The sequence below is a fragment of the Sphingobacterium sp. UGAL515B_05 genome (assembly GCF_033097525.1).
Lineage (GTDB): Bacteria > Bacteroidota > Bacteroidia > Sphingobacteriales > Sphingobacteriaceae > Sphingobacterium.
Genome location: NZ_CP109907.1, coordinates 4,588,065 through 4,609,584 on the forward strand (window position 1 = coordinate 4,588,065; position 21,520 = coordinate 4,609,584).

Consider the following 21,520-nt stretch of genomic DNA (forward strand, 5'->3'; position numbering starts at 1 on the left):
GGAGATTGCTGCCACTTTCAACGATCAATGGCTGATGGACGTGACACTGTCTTTTTTTTACCTTATTAATATTTGTAAAGGTTGGAACAATTTACGAAAAATATGTGATATTTTTTGATAGTGATAAATTGATGTGCTAAAAAAATGTGCTAAAAAGTTTATTTTTTTTTACTTACGTAAGTTGTTGTTAATGAGTTGTTTGTTTTTGTGTTTTTTGTACAATAAGCTTGATTTTTAGATAATTAAGTTTTGTTTTTAGCGAAAAATGCCTTTAAATTTGGGCACATTTTAAAACAAACAAAAAATATGAAAAAGGGTAACATTGGAAACGCGCCTGATTTGAAATATTTAAAAATTGATAGTACAAAAAATGTATTTTATCAATTGCCTGTTTCTGAATTGGTCGAACATGCCTTAGCAAATCACGAAGGTCGACTTTCTGATACGGGAGCACTCGCTGCTGATACGGGAAAATTTACTGGGAGATCGCCAAAAGATCGGTTTCTGGTCGAAGATTCTTTAACAAAAGATAGCGTTTGGTGGGGAGAAATCAATCAACGGATGTCTCCGGCTAATTTTGAAGCACTATTTTCGAAAGTAGCTGCTCACTTAAGTGATAAAATCATCTATGTAAGAGATTGTGCTGCAGGGGCTGATCCAGCTTATCAAATAGATTTGCGTGTTGTTACGGAGACAGCTTATCAAAGTATATTTGCCAATAACCTGTTTCTGCGGCCGGAACCAAATATGGATGCTCAGCCTGCTTGGTCGATTTTAGCTGCCCCGACGCTGCTTATCGAAGAGCCGCATCAATATGGCATTATCAACGAAAATTTTGTCGCGATTGATTTTACAAAAAAGATAGTACTGATTGCAGGGACCGGTTATACAGGGGAGATTAAAAAGAGCATTTTCTCAATATTGAACTTTATTTTGCCATTCCAGCATAATGTGCTTTCTATGCACTGCTCGGCGAATACTTCGAAAGAAGGGGAGACCGCTTTGTTTTTTGGACTTTCGGGTACAGGGAAGACTACCTTGTCAGCTGATAGAAATAGAAAGTTGATCGGTGATGACGAGCATGGATGGAGCGAAAAGGGAATATTCAATTTCGAAGGTGGCTGTTATGCCAAATGTGTAGGTTTGTCGGAGGACAAAGAGCCTGAGATTTTTCACGCAATTCGTTTTGGGTCTTTGCTTGAAAATGTTGTTTTGGATGAATTTGATCGACCTGATTATAACGATATTAGCAAAACGGAAAATACCCGCGTATCCTATCCAATAGATTTCATGGAAAATGCCGAAATGAGCGGTATTGGTCGGGAACCTGAAAATATTTTTTTCCTGACGGCAGATGCTTTTGGTGTACTTCCTCCCATTTCATTGTTGACCACAGATCAGGCGGTATATCATTTCGTTAGTGGTTATACAGCGAAGGTTGCGGGTACAGAGGTAGGGGTGAAAGAGCCTACTGCTGCATTTTCAACCTGTTTTGGACAGGCATTTTTGCCGCTGCATCCTTCAAAATATGCGGCCTTGCTACGTTCAAAACTAGAGCAAAATCGCAACATCAAAGTTTGGTTAGTGAACACGGGCTGGATTGCAGGTCCTTACGGAATAGGCCGACGTATTAAGCTAAATTATACGCGATCGCTAATTCGAGCAGCAATGGATGGCTCACTGCTGGAGTCTCACTTCAACAAGCACAATATTTTTGGACTGGAGTATCCGACGAGCTGTGGCGAGCATGTTCCCGCACAAATTTTAGATGCGCGAGGCTTATGGAACAATGACGAGGCTTATGACATGCAGGCAAAACGCCTGGCGAAACTGTTTATTTCGAATTTTGAAAAATTCAATAATGAAATGCCAGCCTCGGTGCATGCAGCAGGACCTAAAATAGAAACTACAGTTCTGGTGTCCTAATTCGTTCTGACATTATAACAAACAGGAGGAAATACTTTTCCTCCTGTTTGTTATAATTGTACCTTTTCTAATCAACAGACCTTTAATCGTGTTTTGTGACGAAAGAATCTATTTTTTCCTGTTCACTTCCAACAAGAGCATTGATAATTAGTTTGAAGGACGCCAGGCGAGCCTTTTTCTTGTTATCTTTCGTGATTTCTAGCCAAGGCGATTTTTTGGTGCTTGTCTTTTTAAATAAATTCTCAATATAGCCCGTATATACATCCCATTTCTCCTGGGCCTGCTGGTCTAGCACACCAATTTTCCATTGTTTTAGGATATCTTCTTTTCGCTCTTTTAACCTTTCGGCTTGCTCTTCTTTGCTGACGTTCAGGAATAATTTGATAAGGATGATGCCATCGTCGATTAGCTGCTTCTCAAATTCAGGGACCTGGTTCATAAACAGCTCATGTTGCTCCTTGGAGCAAAATCCAAATACAGGTTCAACAACAGCTCTGTTATACCAGCTACGGTCAAAAATCACAATTTCGCCGGCATTAGGGAGCTGTTTGATATATCGTTGAAAATACCATTGGCCGGCTTCCTCTTCGGTTGGTTTGGGCAATGCAACGACACGTACCTTTTTGGGATTTAGATATTGGGTCATACGGCCTATTGTACCACCTTTACCCGCAGCGTCCCTACCTTCAAAAATAATAAGGACCCGTTTTCCTTTTTCAATGATTTCATATTGAAGCTTTAAGAGCTTGACTTGAAGCTCGTAAAGTTCTTTCTCATAATCGTAAACATCATTGAATTTTTTTATTTCCAGAATGCCATGTTGTTCCAGATAGTTTAAAACATCTTTGTTTTCGTGGATCTTCTGAAGTTCATTTAAATCGTATTCTGCCATATGATATTTATTTATATGTTCGTTTTCCTAAAGTTACTTATTGAATTGTTAAAAAATGTCAAATTTCACATAAATCCACAAGAGCTGTGTAATAATAACCTTATGGCTTACGTTTAATATTCAAAACAGCGAAAGAGGCTGTTTGTATAAATTAGACTTTTCATAAATTTAGGTTAATAATTGGTTAGGTTAGCTCGGAGTTCCCCACTTCGAGCTTTTTTGTGAACAGGACCGGAGGATCCCTGACAAGAACACGAAAAATTATGATTTTGCCGCGCTCAAATAGAGTTTAATATTAATCTCATCTAAATGTTAAAAAATGTTAAATGACTATTCTTGTTATAATGAATTCAAAAATGTGGCGTTTTCATTACAAATACTTTTCATAAAATAGGTTAATATATGGCTAACGAAAGCTCAGAGTTCCCCACTCTGGGCTTTTTATTTTTCAGCTTCCTTTTTTGACTTGCAGACTCTTTTTTTGACTTGAGCCAATGATTAGCTTTTTGATCCGAGGCATATTTGCACTCGAAATATAGTTGTAAGGGTGTGCTGGCTGTTAAAAAAGTTGCACCACAGATGCGTGGTACAGCACTTGGAGCTTATGTTGCGTTTGTGGATTTGTCGCTGGGACTGGCAGGACCATTGGCGGGAACGATCGCGGGCTCATTTGGTTATTAGTCGGTCTATTTTGGGGGAATCAGCTGTCTGCTGTCTATCCTTATATTGATCTGCAACAGGAAATAAGCTTACGGAAATTCACAGCATGTTGAAGCAAAGAATTTCATTAAAGGCGAGAGGAAATTAAATTGATCTGTATAAATAAGACGGACCGAGTGTAGATCCCCTGAGTCCGTCTTATTTATCGTGTATTTTGTTGCTCACTAAGCAACTTCTCTTAGATCTACTGCAACTACACGGGATACACCTTGTTCAACCATGGTTACTCCATAGATGATGTCTGTACTTGCTATCGTTTTTTTATTGTGTGAGACCACGATAAATTGTGAATTCTTGGAAAAATCCCGGATAATATTATTGAATTTATCAATATTAGTATCATCCAACGGAGCGTCCACCTCATCGAATATACAAAAAGGTGCCGGTTTAGAAAGATAGAGTGAGAATAACAAGGCTGTTGAAGTCAAGGTCTTTTCACCCCCCGAAAGCTGATTGATAGACAGCGGTCTTTTCCCTTTCGGCCTTGCAATAATGTCAATGTCTGAATCCAGCGGATTGCTTGGGTCTGTGAGCACCAGGTCGCAGCTGTCTTCTTCGTTAAATAGCGAACGGAATACCTTGACGAAGTTATTCCTTACGGCATCGAATGTAAACATGAACTGAACTTGAGCGGTATCGTCAATTTCTTTTATTGTTGCCATCAACGAGCCTTTTGCTTCGATTAAATCAGCTTTCTCTTTGTTAATGAAATCATAGCGTTCATTCATCTCGTCAAAAGCCTCTTTTGCCATTAGATTGATCGTTCCAAATTCATCAAGCTGTTTCTTGAGTTTGCTGCATTTGGTTGTCAATGTTGCCTGATCCTCTGTGATCTCAGGCACATCTTCACGGTCAATCAGGTCTTTCAGTTCAACGTTGAATTCAACAGAAAGACGTTCTTTCAAGGCATTGAGGTCGATCTGAAGACCCGTTTTTTTATCTTTGATCTCTGAAACAAGAAAGTCACTCTGTTCTTTTGAACGACGCTGCTGTGTTAGAGCATCTTCGAGGTTATTTATTTTCTGCTTATCTGCATAGTAGCCGTCTTCCAATTCTTTGAGACCATCTTCCAAGGCAATCTTCTGCTCATACATGGCAATAAGATCCTGATCTTCTTCATCTTCAAACGGAATGGTTGTTCTTAAAGCTTCCTGCACTTCAACTAATTCTGCACTGTTTCGCTCCACACGGATTTCGTGGTCATCTTTCTGCGTCTCTCTAAATTCGAGATCTTTTGTGATATTGGAAACTTTGTTTAACTGTTGATGGTAAGCGATATTCTCTTGATTGTATGCGGTCGATTTTTCGTTAAGTACCTCAGATATTTCATGGAACTGATCTTGTAAAGTCGATAATTCGGCGATACTTTGTTCTTTTTCCAGACGAAGCTCCTGAAGCTGTGGCTCCGCAATTTTTAAATCCGATTCTATACCTTCAATTTTCTCCTGAATATCTTTTTTACGGGCCTGGGAGTTATTGATGAAGGCTTGATATTGCTCTTGCTTTGTTTTGACGGTAATTAATTCATTATTCAGTCTATTAAGCTGAAAGCGCAGCTCATCGATTAACTCTTTCTGTGAATTTCCCCGCAGAGTATCCAAACGAGCTGTCTCGGCCGTTATTTTATCTTCAAGTTTTGCTATTTCCTGATTTAAGGTTTTGATCTCTTGGGATAGCACTTCCAGGTTTTTCGCTCTTCCGATACGTTTGCCCTCAAATAATCCCACAGAACCACCCGATAGACCCAAATGATGTTTCGAATAACGTCCATTTTTTTGTAGAATCACCTGTCCTAGAGCAGGTAGCTTTTCATCCAGCTCCTTTTCATTTTCATGTTTAAGGATGAAGACCTGCTGGAGCAGCATCGTACATAAAGCCTTGTACTTTTCGTCTACGTTAATCACATCTAACGCAGACATCAAATTGTCATTTGGTGCAGGGGCAGCGCTTGGGGAATCTACTATGGCATCTAAAACAAAGAAATTAGCTCTTCCTTTTGCTGCATCGCTTAATAGTTGGATAGCCTGAACAGCATCTTGTTGTGTTTCGACAACATAATGGTTCATAATGGGCTCTAGGTAGTTCTCAATAGCCACACGGTAATCTTCCTGACAGAAAAGGACATCTGATAGGAGTGGGGGCTGCTTTTTCCAGCCTGCATTTTTCTTGAGGAAGCGAATGGAATCGGGGAAACCTTCTAAATTATCAACAAGGGATTTTGTGAGGTTGTATTCGTTTTGTTTAGCATCTAACAGGCGGAGATCTTTGGCAAGCTGGGCCTTAAATTCCTCGAGGTTTGCCTGGCACTGATTAATCTGTTCTTGGAGCTCTTCTTCCTGCTGGTTTGCTGAATCGTACTGTAGCTGCTGTGCTTCTACACGGCCCTCCAATTCCATAACAGAGGAATTGAATTGCTGCAATTCGGCTTCTTTTGCTTCTGTATCTACACTATTGCGAACAGATTCTTGCAGCAGAGCTTCTTTCTGAATGGTGAATACCGCAAGATCTTTTTCTAATTTGTATATTTTTGCCTGTAATTCAGCATTGCTCTTATTAAAAATATCGAGCTTTCCCTTTGCAGACTGTTGCTGTCCTCTCAATTCGTCGACTTCGGATTTATTTGATTCAAGATTTGTTTTTAACGAATCGAGTTTATTTTGCTCATCAAACAATTCCTCATTCAATCGTTTGATGGTATAGAGGACGTGATTAAGCTGTTGTTTGTCGCTGTTGATATCGAGGCTCAGTCGATTTTCTTTATCTTGAAGATTTTTGACTTTTTCGTTTTTGATCTTCTTTTCCGATTCATAACCTCGGATTTTATTGACAAATTCCTGTGTTGTTTTTTGCTGTACCGAAAGGTTTTTTTCCTGTTCCAAATTTGTCTGGCGGAGTATTTGGAGTTCATTTTCCGCTCTCAGGATATTTTGCTGTGCATTGACGGAATCCTTTTGAACCTTGGATTCTTGTGTTTGGAGTCTTTCTAATTCGGTCGAAAAATCAGCAATTTTATAATAAGCCAAATCTATACTGCTTTGGCGGTATTCCGCTTTAAGGGAGGTATATTTCTCCGCTTTTTTAGCTTGATTTTCTAATGATTTGAGATTCTTTGTGATTTCGTAAAGCAAGTCATCCACACGGGAAAGATCGGCTTCAGTATCTCTCAGCTTTGCTAAAGTTTGTTTTTTACGAACTTTATACTTAGAGATTCCGGAAGCTTCTTCAAAGAGGTTGCGGCGTGAATTATCTTTGTTGTTGATAATTTCATCAATCATTTTCAATTCGATGATCGAATAACTGTCGGCACCAACCCCAGTATCCAAAAACAGATCCGTGATATCTTTTAAACGACATTTGACATCATTTAATCGATATTCACTATCGCCGTTGCGAAACAGCTTACGGGTGACGGTCACTGTAGAGAATTCCGTTGGTAAAATATTATTGTTGTTGTTGAAGGTCAGCGAAACCTCTGCAAGGTTTGCCGGCTTTCTATTTTTCGTTCCATTGAAGATAATATTTTCCATTTTATCGGAGCGAAGCATCTTTGTGCTTTGTTCCCCCAGTACCCAGCGTATAGCGTCGACCACATTGGACTTCCCGCATCCATTGGGACCGACAATAGCTGTGACACCATCATTGAAGTTGATCGTGATCTTGTCTCCGAAACTTTTAAATCCTTTAATTTCTAGTTTGGTTAACTGCATTTATACCAAATTTGTTTGTCGTTATAAGCTTGCGAAAATAGTAAAATTAAACAATAATTTTTTCTTTCTTTATTCACATTTTCCTGTTTCAGGATCACATGAAGGGCCTTCTTCGCCTCTGCGTTCAAGAGGTGCAGGCTCACTGGCCAGGCATTCATTTATTGTATTGTGAAAGACTTCCATGGGCTGTGCTCCGGGGATAGCGTATTTTCTGTCAAATACAAAGAAAGGAACACCTCGAAGTCCTAAGCTGACTCCTTCTTGGATATCCTGTGCAACATCATAAGCAAATTCATCCGATTCCAATAAGTTTTTTACCTCCTGAGCGGGAAGCTGCTCTTGCGTTGCGATAGCGATGAGAACTTCATTGTTATTTACATCGAGACCATCGGTGAAATGAGCCTTAAATAAGGCTTTTTTGATCTGAGTGCCTTTTTGCTGTGCCTGGGCAAAATGGATCAGACGATGGGCTTTTTTTGTATTTACAACGATTGCTTTTTCAAAATTCAGGTCAATACCCAGCTCTTTTCCCTGCGCACTAAGCTGTGAAGTCATCGCAACCACATCGTCCATGCTCATGCCTTTTGTTTGAACGAGGTAATCGTAGGTTGGCATTTCCGGAGCATCTTCGGGATAGTCGGGGTTAAGCTGATACGATTTCCAGATGATTTCAGCGGCTGGCTTACTTGCGGTTTGCTGAAGCGCCAATTCAAGCTTTGTCAAGCCAATATAACAAAATGGACAAATAATGTCCGACCAAATTTCTATTTTCATATTTCTTTTTTTACTGCGTATATTGTAATCAAAAATACATATAATAACGATGAATATCTGTTTACATTGTTGCTTGGATGTAAACAAGTGTTTCATGTACTTGTATAATTATGCTGGAGAAAGCTTTTTTGAATCGTAAAGTTACCCTTGTCCTGGGCGGAGGTGGTGCAAGAGGTCTTGTGCATATTGGTATTATTCGAAGGCTTGAAGAGCTGGGCTTTGAAATCGATGAGGTGGTAGGTTGTTCAATAGGAGCACTTGTCGGTGGTATTTATGCGCAGGGGAAGATGGATGTTCTCGAAGATTGGATGCAGCGCCTGACCAAGAAATCGGTCTTTAATATGATGGATTTTAGCTGGAAGGGACTAGGAATGATGAAGGGGGTCAAGGTGTTTAACGCCTTGAAATCTGTGATCCCCGATGCTAATATAGAGACTTTTCCAATTTTGTTTAAAGCCGTTGCGACAGATCTAAACTACGAAAAGGAGGTTGTGCTGGATTTTGGGAGTATGTATGATGCCATTCGGGCTTCGATTGCAATTCCAGCTGTATTTACGGCGGTAGAAGAGGAGAACCATGTGTACGTTGATGGTGGTGTCCTGAATCCATTGCCCATAAATCATGTAACCAAGAAAGAGAATTTAATCATTGCTGTCAATCTGGAATCTAAACCGGATAAACAATATTCTGTTATCAAAAAACTGGATCCGAAGACTTCGAATTCCTTGGATATTCTACAAGCCTCGTACTATGTGATGCGTAGGAAAATGAGCCGTATGATTGTTGATTTATACCATCCCGATGTGGTGGTGGATATTCCCTATAATATCTGTAATCTTTGGGATTATCACCGCTCTGAATTTTTGGTTCAAAAGGGACGGGAATATATTGACCAAGCATTAAAAAACAAAACTAAAGCAAAGTAGTTGAGGCGATTAACGAACTGCTTTGCTTTGGTGTGGCTTCGTTTCTCCTGGCATTGAGATGAACTAGAACTCAATTTTTTTCATTCTAAGCGAAACAAGCAAGGTGTTTGTTAAAACAAATTGGGGTAATCGCTAATAATTCCATCAACCTTTACAGCTTTCAGCTGTTCGATCTCGTCCTTTGTATTGACTGTCCATGGAATAACCTTGATATCCGCTTTATGGCACTGTGCAATAAAATCGCGTGTAGCTATTTTATAGTGTGGACTTATAATAAAAGGTGTAAAGCCCAAAGCCGCAATTGTTTGCTCAACGCTTTTGGTATAGTTTGCATCAATAAGATAAGAAACTTTGATTTGAGGATATGCTTTGTGCAGATATTTAATAGCTCTGCTGTCAAACGATTGGATGACGGTTCGCGAAGCAATTTTTTTATCGGTGATCACCTGCACCATAAGGTCCACAAATTCTTCTACCCTTGGATGGAAAATGCCATCTTTATCTTCCTTACTCTTCACTTCGATATTATAAAACATCGGCGCTTTCCTTTTTACACTAGCGTAGGCTTCAGTACTATCAATAAGGTCTGATAGTTTTGCTATACGTGTAACCTGTTTTTTCTGTTCAGGAAACTCTTTATAAAATTTCGATCCGATATCGTATTTAATCAGATCTTTATAAAGCATGTCATAAATTCTAAGCGGTTTATCTTTGTCAGAAATTTCGGAGCCATTGGGTTTCAATACAAATTTTGGGTTAAGATAATCGTCGTGAAAGACAACAACCTTACGGTCTTTGGTAATGTGGCAATCCATTTCCAGTGTGGTCACCTTTGCCAGATCTATTGCATTTTTCATGGCAGCGATAGACTCTTCAGGATATAGGCCGCGGCCGCCGCGATGTGCTTCCAGACTAAGTTTAGGGAAATTGCCTGAATTTGATTTTGCTGAATCTTTCATAACTGAACAAGATACAAATGGTAATAACGTGCCCCAAAAGGCAATTCTGAGAAGACTTCTTTTCATTATTAAAATATTTAAACAAAATAGGGGAGTTGTTATATATTGCCCTTTTGAATAAGCGAATATACATATATATTTTACTTATACGTATTTCAACTGTTTCGAATATTTGATTTTGCAACTTTATGAAGGTTGATTCGAAACCGAATAAAGTTAAATGAATTTGTTTTTGTCTGAAATAGACGGAAACAAAGTGGTTGGAGTGGCAAATTCGCTTGATCTGACAGCGTTTCTGTGTCGAGCTCAACTCCATTGCGCGGTCCTTTGTCCTTGGATAAATTTCTTAATTGTTGACATGAAATCTATTTTTTTTGTCTTTTTTGCAAGAAATTATTGTCATTCCTTTCAGAATTCCCTTTATTTGCACAAATCTCAAATTAGATGGCGAAAAATTTATTGATAGTTGAGTCTCCAGCGAAAGCGAAAACGATAGAAGGGTATTTAGGAAAGGATTTTTTGGTCAAGTCAAGTTATGGACATATTCGCGACTTGGTGAAAACCGATGATGCAATTGATACCGAAAAGAATTTTGAACAAAAGTATGAAGTTCCCTCCGACAAAAAGGCGGTTGTAAGTGAACTGAAGAAATTGGCTAAAGCTGCAGAAACCGTTTGGTTAGCGTCCGATGAGGACCGCGAAGGAGAGGCTATCTCATGGCACTTATTTGAGACTTTGGGATTAAAAGATGAAAGTACAAAAAGGATTGTGTTTCATGAGATTACGAAGCCAGCTATTCTGAAGGCTATTGACAATCCGCGTAAAATAGATTATAACTTAGTAAATGCACAACAAGCGCGAAGAGTTCTAGATCGATTAGTCGGTTTTGAATTATCTCCGGTTCTATGGAAAAAGGTGAAGCCTTCCTTATCTGCTGGTCGGGTGCAGTCTGTTGCGGTTCGTCTGATTGTAGATCGTGAGCGTGAAATCAATAAATTTGAACCCGAAGCGGCTTTTAAGATCGTTGCATTTTTTCATACGGGAAAAGTTAAAGATAGTTTTAAAGCCGAACTTCCGCAGCGTTTTGCAACAGAAGCAGAGGCGACCAAATTTTTGGAAGATTGTAAAGCAGCGCTGTTTTCAGTAAAAAATCTAGAAACAAAACCTGCAAAGCGTTCACCAGCGGCGCCATTTACCACATCAACATTACAGCAGGAAGCAAGTAGAAAGCTTGGATTTTCGGTTGCCCGCACCATGCAGGTGGCGCAAAGGCTGTATGAATCAGGACGAATTACCTATATGCGTACCGATTCTGTTAATTTGAGTGATACGGCGATTGAGGCTGCTGAAAAGGAAATCAAATCGGCTTACGGCAACCAATACCATAAAGTCAGAAAATATAAAACAAAAACATCAGGTGCACAAGAGGCGCACGAAGCTATTCGCCCTACTTATTTCTCTGAGCACACCATTGATGGTGATGCATCCGAAAAAAGATTATATGAGCTTATTTGGAAAAGAGCAATTGCTTCCCAAATGAGTGAGGCGGAGTTTGAACGTACATTGGCAAAGATCGACATCTCAACCCGTACCGAAGATTTGAATGCTTCAGGAGAGGTTATGAAATTTGATGGGTTCTTGAAAGTTTACATGGAATCCTTGGATGACGATCAAGACAACGCGATGGATGAAGATAGTGACAATGCTATTCTTCCACCATTAGCCGTTGGTATGCCATTGACTTTGAAAAACATGTCGGCAACGGAGCGTTTTACACGACCTCCAGCACGTTATACGGAAGCTGCTTTGGTGAAAAAATTGGAGGAATTGGGAATTGGCCGTCCTTCAACCTACGCACCTACGATTTCAACGATTCAAAACCGCGGTTATGTTGTCAAGGAAGAGCGTGAAGGTAAATCGCGCGATTACCGTGTACTGACATTAAAGGATGCTGAATTAACAGCGGTAACAAAAACAGAAATAACCGGTGCCGAAAAAGGAAAAATGTTTCCAACGGATATCGGTGTTGTGGTGAATGACTTTTTGGTTGAACACTTCAACGGTATTGTGGATTTTCATTTTACGGCCAACGTAGAAAAAGAATTTGACGATATTGCGCATGGACTGACCGAATGGACAAAAATGTTGCATGATTTCTATGGACCTTTTCATTCTGAAGTAGAAGATACTTTAGTAAATGCAGATCGTGCGAATAATGAGCGTGAGCTCGGTGTCGATCCAGTTTCCGGTAAGCCCGTTTCGGTTCGCATTGGTAAGTTCGGCCCGTTGGTACAGATTGGTTCTCCTGAGGATGAAGAAAAACCTCGTTTTGCTTCCCTGAGGAAGGGACAAATGATCGAAACCATTACTTTTGAGGATGCCATGGAATTGTTCAAATTACCGAAAAAAGTCGGTTTATTTGAAGATAAAGAAATGACTGTCGCGGTGGGACGATTTGGACCTTATATACGTCACAATTCATCGTTTTACTCCTTACCAAAAGGTGTTGATCCTTTGTACGTAACAGAAGAAGAGGCGGTACAGATTATCAAAGACAAACGTCAGAAAGATATCGAGAAAGTGATTCGGGTTTTTGATGAAAATCCAGATGCTCAAATCGAACAGGGACGCTGGGGGCCATTTATTCGTTTTGGTAAGCAAAATCTGAAAATCCCTAAAGGAACTGAGATCGAAAAAATCACGTATGCGGATGTGCTGAAATGGGCTGAGGCGGATGCTCCGAAAGGAAAAGCGACCAAAGCAAAAACAACAGAAAAGAAAACTGTAGCAAAAAAAGCTACAGCAAAGAAGGCTCCAGCTAAAAAAACTACAAAGTCTAAATAAGGATGAAAGCAGATTTGCCTGAAAATATTGTCAAAGACATTATGATCGCCGTTGTTTTGGAAGGTGAGACGGTGGAGACAAAAAATTGGACTGTCTATGTTATCAATGACAAGAACATTGCCATTCAGAATGTGCTGATCAGCTCAAAAGGTTATGGCGAAAAGGATGGTCGACAAGTAACAACAACGACTTTGCGTCATTTTATTGGAAATATAGAAGCTAAATCTTTCGATCGTGTTGAAGCGATTGACGAACAGGTATTCGGGTTGACAAATGAATATTGGTTGAGTTTTTATATTGATAATATTATTTACGATAAAAAATATATCTTTTTACCCGAAAGCATTGTGGATGGTAACCTGACTAAGGTTCCTTTGGTCAATCGTCCCGGTGTAATCATAGGAGGAAACGAATAATGAGTGGACGTCACAATTTTATTATTGCCATAGATGGTTTTTCCTCCTGCGGTAAAAGTACCCTGGCAAAGGCTTTGGCAAAAAAACTGAAGTTTGCCTTTATTGACAGTGGCGCTATGTATAGGGCCGTCACACTCTATTTTATCCGGCATGAGATAGCGCTGGATGATCAAGAAGCGATCGAAAATGCACTGAAAGATATCCACATTGATTTTATCCCAAATGCAATAAAAACGGAAATTCATCTAAACGATGAGGATATCTCGGAAGAGATCCGTCAGATGTATATTTCTGATAGAGTCAGCGATGTGAGTGCGATCAAAGCTGTTCGGGCAGCTATGGTTGCCCAGCAGCAAAAATTGGGTAGCAGACGAAATATTATTATGGATGGCCGTGACATCGGTACTACCGTTTTTCCAGATGCTGATCTGAAAATTTTTATGACGGCAGACCCTAAAGTACGTGCCGCGAGGCGTTATCTGGAGTTGACGGAAAAAGGAGAGGACGTGACTTTAGAAGAAGTCGTGGAGAATCTTTCTACTCGTGACCGTATCGATAGTACGCGCGCGGAAAGTCCATTACGGCAAGCCGAAGACGCTATTGTTTTGGACAATTCAAATCTGACACCGGAACAACAGCTTCATTTTGTTGAAGAAGAATATTTAAAAGCTAAGGCTGCAAAAGCCCATTCATAAAACAAAAAAGGAGGCCGATTATTTAGTCGGCCTCCTTTTTTTGGCTATTTTACGCTATTGATCTGCTGTTGTTCCAATAGTTTTCCAACATTGTTTTTCTCTCCGAATTCTGCTGTCTGCTCTTGAAAAGACTCCAGAAGAGCTTTGATAGCATCTGAATTATCTGCTGTACGCTGATAGATATCGGGAATTGTTTTTTCAATATTCTTATCGCCGAGTTCAATGTTATCAACTTCGATTTTGCCTATTTTTTCCAAAACAGCTTGTTGACTATTTCTGACATCTTCTAATTCTCTTGCTATTTTTTCCATCAATTGGAATTTCTTCAATTTATCCATATGAAATCGTTTTGGTTACTATAATAAGAACAAGATGCCTCGAAAGTTTGTTTTGTTTTTTTTAAAAAGCAAATAGACGAGGAGTTTATGGGAAGGAACTACAAAAAAGAAAAAGGCGGAACATGCCTGTCCCGCCTTTCATAAGTCCTGTTATTTTGTTATTAATTTTTACGTCCCGGATACACTTGAAGAGCTTTCTCTAGGCAAACCAATGCTTTATTAAGATCTTCTTGATTAAGCACATAGGCAAGGCGTACTTCATTTACACCAGCACCCTCCGTACTGTAAAAACCCGTAGCGGGAGCCATCATTACTGTTTCGTTATTGTAAGAGAACTCTTCCAACATCCATTGGCAGAATTTATCAGCATTGTCAATCGGTAGTTTGGCAACGACGTAAAATGCACCACCTGGGTTAGGCGAGTAAACTCCTTCAATGGCGTTAAGTCCTTTCACGAGGGTGTCTCTTCTTGCTGTGTATTCCTTGGATACTGCTTCAAAGTAACTGTCTGGTGTATCAACAGCAGCTTCACCCGCAATTTGACCTTCCAGCGAAGGGCTTAAGCGAGCTTGCGCAAATTTCAGTGCAGTCTGATATAGTTCTTTATTTTTGGTAATGATACAACCAATACGCGCACCACAAGCAGAGTAGCGTTTTGATACTGTATCAAAAATAACCACATTATTTTCGAGACCTTCTAAATGCATTGGTGAGATAAATTCTCTGCTATCGTAACAAAATTCACGGTAGGCCTCATCTGAAAAAAGGTAAAGATCATATTTTAGACAAAGTTCACGAAGAGCTTCGAGTTCTTCTCTGGAGTAAAGGTAACCCGTCGGGTTATTTGGATTACAGATGCAGATCGCTTTGGTTTTAGGGGTAATTACTTTTTCAAATTCAGCGATAGAAGGTAATGCAAATCCACTTTCAATATAGGACATGATTGGTTTGATTACAACATCAGAGGAACACGCAAAACCATTGTAATTTGCATAAAATGGCTCTGGAATGATAATCTCTTCTCCTTCATTTAAACAGGCTTGCATAGCAATCATAATCGCTTCCGAACCGCCATTCGTTACTAATATATCTGTTGGCTCAATATTATAATTTAGCTTATTATAATATTCTGCTAACTTATTTCGATAAGAGGCTGTACCTTCAGAAGGTGTGTAGGCCCACACTTTGAACTCTATATTTTTCAAAGCATTAAGCATCACTTCAGGTGTTTGGATATCAGGTTGTCCGATATTGAGGTGGTATATCTTTTTACCTTCTTTTTTTGCTTGATCAGCATATGGCGTCAACTTTCTAATAGGCGACGCAGGCATATTCAGCCCTTTTTCTGATATTACTGGCATTATAGTTTTTTTAAAATTAGTAGTGCAAAGCTAACCAAAATAAAACGAAAAAAGCCACATCATCATGTGGCTTTTTTCGTTTTATTTACGAGGATTGTTATTCTACAATACCCTTAATATATAGCGTTTTTACAGGAGTCTTGGTGTTCGACTGTACGGTGAAACTCTTTGTGAATGGAGCTTTTGCCGCCGCATTGTAAGTCACTTTGATCGTTCCGCTTTCGCCTGGTTTAATTGGCGTTTTCGTAAATTCTGCTACAGAACATCCGCAGGTAGGCACAACATTTGAAATGATAATTGGCTCACTGCCTGTGTTTGAAAACTTGAAATTATACGAAACGGGCGTACCGGCCGGAATTTTGCCAAAATCATGGGTTTCTTTTTCGAATTTAAATTCCCCTTGTCCTGTCTGCATCGAAGAAAAACCAATAAAGGAAATGATCACTGCTAAGATTGTTATATACTTTTTCATGCTTCTAAAATATTACTTTACGATTAAAATAGTACAACTGATATGCCAAATTTAATATTTATTGCCAATTTATTGTACATCTAACAACTTTATTACAGTTATATTATACCTTCTTTCAATAGGTCCTGTATGTGGATAACACCCGCATAATTCCCTTTGTCGGAAACCAGTAGTTGTGTGATGTTATTTTCACGCATAATATGGAGAGCATTGGCTGCCAATTCATTTTTGTCAATGATTTTTGGTGATTTTCCCATGATATCGGCGGCAGTAATTGCTGCTAAATTGGTGTGTTTCTCCAGCATACGACGGATATCACCGTCAGTGATGATGCCGAGTATTTGGTCAGCATCCAACACCGCTACAGCTCCAAGTCTAAACTTTGTTATGGTGATGATGATATCACTTACAGTGGCTTGCGGTTGGACACTGGGTTTGCCGTTCTGATCGGATAGATCGCCGACTCTTAAATACAGTTTTTTTCCTAATGCTCCTCCTGGATGGTATTTTGCAAAATCTTTATCCGTGAAATCGCGGCACTCTTGTAATACGACTGCAAGCGCATCACCCATGGCTAACTGAGCTGTTGTACTTGACGTCGGAGCAAGGTTGTTAGGACACGCTTCTTTTTCAACGGTCGTGTTTAAGATATAGTCTGCATTTTTAGCGAGGTAAGATTCCGTATTTCCGACCAGAGCAACCAATACATTTTTTGTCTGTTTTAAAAACGGGACAAGTACTTTAATTTCAGGTGTATTACCACTTTTAGAGATCGCAATAATTAAATCATTTTGTTGGATAATACCAAGGTCTCCGTGGATAGCATCAGCCGCATGCATAAAGATCGATGGTGTGCCTGTCGAATTTAGCGTGGCTACAATCTTTTGAGCGATAATAGCACTTTTGCCAATTCCAGTTACAATGACGCGGCCCTTTAAGCTTAGAATACGATCGACAACGGTAACAAAATCATCATCAATATATTGAGCTAAAGCAGCTACTGCCTTGGCTTCTTCTTGAATAGCTTGAATCGCTATATTTTTTATTTCGTAGTTGTTTTTCACAAAAAATACTCTTACTTTTATGTATTAGAATAGATTGCAAAAATAGATTATTTTTCAAGATTATTTCTTCATTTATCTATCTTATTTTTGCCCAAGGCGCAATGGAAATAGAAAAATCACTTTTCGACAATTTACAAGATTTTTTTGGTTTTGATACTTTTAAAGGGGATCAAGAGGCAATTATAACTAGTATTCTTCAACGAAGAGATACTTTTGTAATAATGCCAACCGGAGGAGGGAAATCAATTTGCTATCAGCTTCCTGCTCTTATGAGTAAGGGAACTGCAATTGTTATTTCTCCGCTGATTGCTTTAATGAAAAACCAGGTAGATCAGCTTCGTGCATTCGGTGGCGAAGATAGTATCGCTCATTTTTTAAATTCATCATTGAATAAGAGCGAAATTACAAAGGTTAAGGATGATGTACTCGCTGGGAAGACCAAATTACTGTATGTAGCTCCAGAATCACTTGCTAAGCAAGATAATTTGGAATTCTTACATCAGATTACCGTCTCTTTCGTAGCGGTTGACGAAGCGCATTGTATTTCGGAATGGGGGCACGATTTCAGACCAGAATATCGTAAAATACGGCAGGTAATCAACGAAATAGGTGCTAATATTCCTATCATAGCTCTTACGGCGACTGCTACTCCTAAAGTTCAGTCGGATATCCGTAAAAATTTACAGATGAATGATGCCGTTTTATTTAAGTCATCATTTAATCGGAGCAATTTATATTACGAGGTAAGACCTAAAAAAGATGTTGTTAAAGAGATTGTTCGTTTTATCAAAACCAAATCGGGAAAGACTGGTATTGTCTATTGTTTGAGCCGTAAAAAGGTAGAGGAAATCAGTGAGGTTTTGAACCTAAATGGTATCAAAGCTTTACCTTATCATGCTGGTCTAGATGCGAAAACGAGAGCTGATACACAGGATAAGTTTTTGATGGAGGATGTCGAAGTGATTGTGGCTACCATTGCTTTTGGTATGGGAATAGACAAACCGGACGTTCGTTATGTCATTCACCATGATATTCCTAAATCCATGGAAGGATATTACCAGGAAACTGGACGTGCAGGACGTGATGGGGGCGATGGTTATTGTTTGGCTTTTTATTCGGAAAAAGATGTTGAAAAGCTGACCAAGTTTATGAAAGATAAACCTGTGGCCGAACGCGAGATCGGGACACAGATCTTAAAAGAGGTTATTGATTATTCGGAGTCTGCAGTATGTCGTCGTAAACAAATTCTTCATTATTTTGGTGAAAATTTTGACGAGCAGGGCTGTAATAATATGTGCGACAACTGCCGCTCGGAGAAAGAATATTTTGAGGCCGAAGACTCCTTGAAAAATGTACTGGGCTTCATTCAGGAGCAGGGCGAGAAATTTGATGATCATCACGTGATCAACGTCATGATGGGTCAAAATAATCAACCTGTATCTTCCTATAAACATGATGAACATCGTCTTTTCGGAACGGGTAAAGAGAAAGGTGTTATCTATTGGAAATCTTTGCTTAGACAGGCTGTGCTTGATAACTTTATTGAAAAAGATATTGATCATTATGGCCTTTTAAAATTGACAGATATTGGCCGTCATTATCTGGATAACCCTTATCAACTAAAATTTGTTTTGAATCGTCCAATTGAAGGGGGAGATAGCACAAATTCGGAAGATACAGGGCACGGCACAGGAGCTTTAGATACCGTCTTGTTGGGTATGCTTAAAGACCTACGCAAGAAAATTGCAAAAGGGAAGTCATTGCCTCCGTTTGTCATCTTTCAAGATCCTTCGCTGGAAGAAATGTGTACACATTATCCAATTGCCATCGATGAGTTGAAACAGATCCAGGGAGTAGGGAATGGTAAAGCGATTAAATTTGGCGGACCATTTATTGCCTTGATCAAAGATTACGTTGAGGAAAATGAAATCGATAGACCTGTAGATCTTGTCATTAAAAGTACAGCTAATAAATCGGCATTAAAGGTGTCTATTATTCAAAATATCGATCGTAAAATTGCATTGGATGATATTGCTTCAGCTAAGGGGATAACTTACGAGGAAATATTGAAGGAAATAGAAACGATTGTAAATGCGGGCACAAAAATCAATATCAATTATTTTATTGATGAGATTATTGATGAGGATCGCCAGGATGAGGTATACGACTATTTTAAGACAGCGGAGACTGATTCAATTAATGATGCGCTTAAAGAACTTGGAGGGGATGATTACAGTTATGAAGATCTCCAATTGATGCGAATCAAATTTTTATCAGAGCTTGGCAATTAATATTTTTATAATTTTATGATTAACAGGTACATTCCCGAAATAAAGAATGGGACATCGCAGAATTTCTTTTTAATGGCAGGGCCATGTGCAATAGAGGGAGAAGAAATCGCTTTGCGTATTGCTGAAAAGATTGTTACAATTACAGATAAACTTAATATTCCTTACATTTTCAAGGGATCCTACCGTAAGGCCAATCGGTCCCGCCTAGATTCATTTATGGGAATAGGTGATGAAAAGGCGCTGAAGATTTTAGAAAAAGTTGGGAAAACTTTTGGTGTACCTACGGTGACAGATATCCATGAGAGCCACGAAGCAGAAATGGCAGCTGCATACGTTGACGTTCTTCAAATTCCAGCATTTTTGTGCAGACAGACTGATTTATTGGTTGCGGCGGCAAAAACGAATAAGGTGGTCAATGTAAAAAAAGGCCAGTTTTTGAGCGCTGGATCTATGAAATTTGCAGTAGATAAAATCGTGGAATCTGGAAATGAAAAGGTTTTTTTAACTGATCGTGGCAATACATTCGGCTATCAGGATCTCATTGTAGATTATCGAGGGATTCCCGAAATGCGTGCTTTTAACGTACCCACAGTGATGGACTGTACACATTCCTTGCAACAACCGAATCAGACTTCTGGCGTAACAGGAGGAAAACCAGCTTTAATTGAAACAATCGCGAAAGCAGCTATCGCCGTGGGAGCTGACGGTCTGTTTATAGAAACACATCCTGATCCTGCAAATGCGAAATCTGATGGCGCCAATATGTTACATTTGGATTTACTTGAAGGCTTGATGGAAAAACTGGTACGAGTTAGACAAGCTATTTTATAGTATAATAAATAAATCACATTAAAAAGGAGCCAATAGGCTCCTTTTTTATAATCAATTATATCAAACTTAAAGCTAAATTATTATATGTTATCAAAAGTTGCGTTGACAGCGTTTTTTTTGTTGTTTTTTTCTGCCATTAAAGCGCAGGAGAATTATAGTTGGTTTTCTCCACTAGAAGATAAACATGTGGAAGGTAGGTTGGAGAATCAGAAGCTTTCAGCCTTCAACAGACTTCCGGATGAATTGGAAAGTCAGGTACGTAAACCTGTATGGGAGCTAGGTAAGAATAGCGCTGGATTCTATATTGACTTTCAAACTTCTTCGCCTGAGATTACAGTTCAATACCAAGTTGTCGGAGGCTTAAATATGCCCCATATGCCAACAACAGGTGTTAGTGGGCTGGATCTTTATGCTTATGATACGGCAAAGAAAGAATGGAAGTGGGCTTATGGCAGTTACGATTTTTCGGATACTATTTCTTATACGTGGAAGAATATTGGGCGCAATGAAAAATTTAATTACCGCTTATATCTTCCGCTCTACAATACTGTTAAGTGGTTAAAGATTGGTGTGCCTAATACGGCTAAATTAACATATACTCATACCACAACGGCAAAACCTATTGTTGTTTATGGAACTTCGATTGGACAGGGGGCCTGTACAAGCCGTCCTGGTTTGGCTTGGACCAGTCAGGTAGGAAGGGCATTTAATAACGAAGTGATCAATTTATGTTTCTCTGGAAATGGTCGGCTTGAACAGCCTATTTTAAATATGATGAACCAAGAAGATGCCGCTTGTTATATTCTCGATTGTATTCCCAATCTGGCTATTTCGAAATCGTTAACAGAAACACAATTGGATTCTTTGTTGGTCCATGCGGTGACATTTTTAAGAAAAGAACATCCCGCAACGCCTATCATTTTGACCCAGCATAGTTCGGGAAGTATAGCAGAGGTTTTCAATGAAGACAAAAATGCAGAGTATCAGCAAAGCAGCCGTGTACTGAAAGCTGCGTTTGAAAAATTACAATCGAAAGGGGGTCGTCAGCTTTTCTTATTGTCGAGCCAAGAGCTTAATCTGGATCTGAATTCGACTGTAGATTATGCTCATCCAAATGATCAAGGTATGGAAAGAATCGCAAATGCGTATATTAAATTGTTGAAGAAAATTCTAAAGTAGGCTATTCTTAATGGGGACGCTCTGGATATGAGCGTTCGGAATTCACTGAATCAATAATAGGGCATCGTATATGAAACAGATTTATTGGATTAGCATACATCCGTCAGCACAATAATAAAATAGAA

Annotated in this window: 17 protein-coding genes; 9 read left to right on the forward strand and 8 right to left on the reverse strand. The window is 39.2% G+C overall.

Features of this window, described 5'->3' with window-relative positions; all coding sequences use genetic code 11:
- Positions 1-306: 306 nt before the first annotated feature.
- On the forward strand, positions 307-1,926 hold the full coding sequence (gene pckA, locus OK025_RS18810) for a phosphoenolpyruvate carboxykinase (ATP) (protein WP_317666106.1): 1,620 nt from the start codon (positions 307-309) through the stop codon (positions 1,924-1,926).
- Between the two features lie 82 nt (positions 1,927-2,008).
- Here pckA and ppk2 read toward each other — a convergent pair whose 3' ends face one another.
- Positions 2,009-2,818, reverse strand: coding sequence for a polyphosphate kinase 2 (gene ppk2 / locus OK025_RS18815; protein WP_317666108.1), 810 nt, complete (start codon positions 2,816-2,818; stop codon positions 2,009-2,011).
- A gap of 549 nt (positions 2,819-3,367) precedes the next feature.
- On the opposite strand from ppk2, the gene OK025_RS18820 reads away from it, so the two are divergent.
- A complete protein-coding gene (locus OK025_RS18820) occupies positions 3,368-3,499 on the forward strand; it encodes a hypothetical protein (protein WP_317666110.1) in 132 nt (43 codons plus the stop codon).
- A 203-nt stretch (positions 3,500-3,702) separates the two neighbouring features.
- On the opposite strand, the gene smc is transcribed toward OK025_RS18820, so the two are convergent.
- Both smc and OK025_RS18830 read right to left on the reverse strand, forming a co-directional pair.
- Positions 3,703-7,245, reverse strand: coding sequence for a chromosome segregation protein SMC (smc, locus tag OK025_RS18825; RefSeq protein ID WP_317666111.1), 3,543 nt, complete (start codon positions 7,243-7,245; stop codon positions 3,703-3,705).
- A gap of 69 nt (positions 7,246-7,314) precedes the next feature.
- Positions 7,315-8,019 (reverse strand): DsbA family oxidoreductase, encoded by a 705-nt coding sequence (locus OK025_RS18830; RefSeq protein ID WP_317666113.1) that lies wholly within the window; start codon positions 8,017-8,019, stop codon positions 7,315-7,317.
- A 110-nt stretch (positions 8,020-8,129) separates the two neighbouring features.
- Between OK025_RS18830 and OK025_RS18835 the strand changes: the two genes are divergently transcribed.
- Complete coding sequence (locus OK025_RS18835; RefSeq protein WP_317666115.1) at positions 8,130-8,945, forward strand: patatin-like phospholipase family protein; 816 nt, start codon at positions 8,130-8,132, stop codon at positions 8,943-8,945.
- A 110-nt stretch (positions 8,946-9,055) separates the two neighbouring features.
- Here the strand turns inward: OK025_RS18835 and OK025_RS18840 are convergent, their stop codons facing one another.
- Positions 9,056-9,970, reverse strand: a complete 915-nt coding sequence (locus OK025_RS18840; RefSeq protein WP_201668209.1) for a glycerophosphodiester phosphodiesterase family protein — start codon at positions 9,968-9,970, stop codon at positions 9,056-9,058.
- A gap of 378 nt (positions 9,971-10,348) precedes the next feature.
- On the opposite strand from OK025_RS18840, the gene topA reads away from it, so the two are divergent.
- From topA to cmk, 3 genes are read left to right on the forward strand one after another with little or no spacing between them, the layout of a single operon-like run.
- Complete coding sequence (gene topA, locus OK025_RS18845; RefSeq protein WP_317666118.1) at positions 10,349-12,748, forward strand: type I DNA topoisomerase; 2,400 nt, start codon at positions 10,349-10,351, stop codon at positions 12,746-12,748.
- Positions 12,749-12,750: 2 nt separating this feature from the next.
- Positions 12,751-13,164, forward strand: a complete 414-nt coding sequence (locus OK025_RS18850) for a hypothetical protein (protein ID WP_046672862.1) — start codon at positions 12,751-12,753, stop codon at positions 13,162-13,164.
- Positions 13,164-13,859, forward strand: a complete 696-nt coding sequence (gene cmk, locus OK025_RS18855) for a (d)CMP kinase (RefSeq protein ID WP_317666121.1) — start codon at positions 13,164-13,166, stop codon at positions 13,857-13,859. The genes OK025_RS18850 and cmk overlap by 1 nt, the downstream gene beginning before the upstream one ends.
- Positions 13,860-13,903: 44 nt before the next feature.
- Here cmk and OK025_RS18860 read toward each other — a convergent pair whose 3' ends face one another.
- The 4 genes from OK025_RS18860 to OK025_RS18875 form a co-directional block, all read right to left on the reverse strand.
- Positions 13,904-14,197 carry a hypothetical protein gene (locus OK025_RS18860; RefSeq protein ID WP_075992843.1) on the reverse strand — a complete coding sequence of 98 codons (294 nt, stop codon included), beginning with the start codon at positions 14,195-14,197 and terminating at the stop codon, positions 13,904-13,906.
- A 161-nt stretch (positions 14,198-14,358) separates the two neighbouring features.
- Positions 14,359-15,558, reverse strand: a complete 1,200-nt coding sequence (locus OK025_RS18865; protein WP_317666124.1) for a pyridoxal phosphate-dependent aminotransferase — start codon at positions 15,556-15,558, stop codon at positions 14,359-14,361.
- 97 nt (positions 15,559-15,655) lie between these two features.
- Complete coding sequence (locus tag OK025_RS18870; protein WP_075992841.1) at positions 15,656-16,030, reverse strand: DUF1573 domain-containing protein; 375 nt, start codon at positions 16,028-16,030, stop codon at positions 15,656-15,658.
- 98 nt (positions 16,031-16,128) lie between these two features.
- Positions 16,129-17,094 (reverse strand): KpsF/GutQ family sugar-phosphate isomerase, encoded by a 966-nt coding sequence (locus tag OK025_RS18875; RefSeq protein ID WP_317666126.1) that lies wholly within the window; start codon positions 17,092-17,094, stop codon positions 16,129-16,131.
- Between the two features lie 101 nt (positions 17,095-17,195).
- Between OK025_RS18875 and recQ the strand changes: the two genes are divergently transcribed.
- The 3 genes from recQ (at position 17,196) to OK025_RS18890 (ending at position 21,395) form a co-directional block, all read left to right on the forward strand.
- Positions 17,196-19,385, forward strand: a complete 2,190-nt coding sequence (gene recQ, locus OK025_RS18880) for a DNA helicase RecQ (protein ID WP_317666128.1) — start codon at positions 17,196-17,198, stop codon at positions 19,383-19,385.
- 15 nt (positions 19,386-19,400) lie between these two features.
- The gene (kdsA, locus tag OK025_RS18885) at positions 19,401-20,216 is read left to right on the forward strand and encodes a 3-deoxy-8-phosphooctulonate synthase (RefSeq protein ID WP_317666130.1); all 816 of its coding nucleotides are present in this window, start codon (positions 19,401-19,403) and stop codon (positions 20,214-20,216) included.
- A gap of 84 nt (positions 20,217-20,300) precedes the next feature.
- Positions 20,301-21,395 (forward strand): SGNH/GDSL hydrolase family protein, encoded by a 1,095-nt coding sequence (locus OK025_RS18890; RefSeq protein ID WP_317666132.1) that lies wholly within the window; start codon positions 20,301-20,303, stop codon positions 21,393-21,395.
- Positions 21,396-21,520 lie beyond the last annotated feature (125 nt).

Excerpts from the sequence above, each read along its gene's own strand:
- pckA (WP_317666106.1), top strand. The coding sequence starts at position 307 with ATGAAAAAGGGTAACATTGGAAACGCGCCTGATTTGAAATATTTAAAA.
- topA (WP_317666118.1), top strand. The coding sequence starts at position 10,349 with ATGGCGAAAAATTTATTGATAGTTGAGTCTCCAGCGAAAGCGAAAACG.
- OK025_RS18865 (WP_317666124.1), bottom strand. The coding sequence starts at position 15,558 with ATGCCAGTAATATCAGAAAAAGGGCTGAATATGCCTGCGTCGCCTATT.
- OK025_RS18830 (WP_317666113.1), bottom strand. The coding sequence starts at position 8,019 with ATGAAAATAGAAATTTGGTCGGACATTATTTGTCCATTTTGTTATATT.
- OK025_RS18870 (WP_075992841.1), bottom strand. The coding sequence starts at position 16,030 with ATGAAAAAGTATATAACAATCTTAGCAGTGATCATTTCCTTTATTGGT.
- recQ (WP_317666128.1), top strand. The coding sequence starts at position 17,196 with ATGGAAATAGAAAAATCACTTTTCGACAATTTACAAGATTTTTTTGGT.
- kdsA (WP_317666130.1), top strand. The coding sequence starts at position 19,401 with ATGATTAACAGGTACATTCCCGAAATAAAGAATGGGACATCGCAGAAT.
- smc (WP_317666111.1), bottom strand. The coding sequence starts at position 7,245 with ATGCAGTTAACCAAACTAGAAATTAAAGGATTTAAAAGTTTCGGAGAC.
- OK025_RS18860 (WP_075992843.1), bottom strand. The coding sequence starts at position 14,197 with ATGGATAAATTGAAGAAATTCCAATTGATGGAAAAAATAGCAAGAGAA.
- OK025_RS18840 (WP_201668209.1), bottom strand. The coding sequence starts at position 9,970 with ATGAAAAGAAGTCTTCTCAGAATTGCCTTTTGGGGCACGTTATTACCA.
- OK025_RS18850 (WP_046672862.1), top strand. The coding sequence starts at position 12,751 with ATGAAAGCAGATTTGCCTGAAAATATTGTCAAAGACATTATGATCGCC.
- OK025_RS18890 (WP_317666132.1), top strand. The coding sequence starts at position 20,301 with ATGTTATCAAAAGTTGCGTTGACAGCGTTTTTTTTGTTGTTTTTTTCT.
- cmk (WP_317666121.1), top strand. The coding sequence starts at position 13,164 with ATGAGTGGACGTCACAATTTTATTATTGCCATAGATGGTTTTTCCTCC.
- OK025_RS18835 (WP_317666115.1), top strand. The coding sequence starts at position 8,130 with ATGCTGGAGAAAGCTTTTTTGAATCGTAAAGTTACCCTTGTCCTGGGC.
- ppk2 (WP_317666108.1), bottom strand. The coding sequence starts at position 2,818 with ATGGCAGAATACGATTTAAATGAACTTCAGAAGATCCACGAAAACAAA.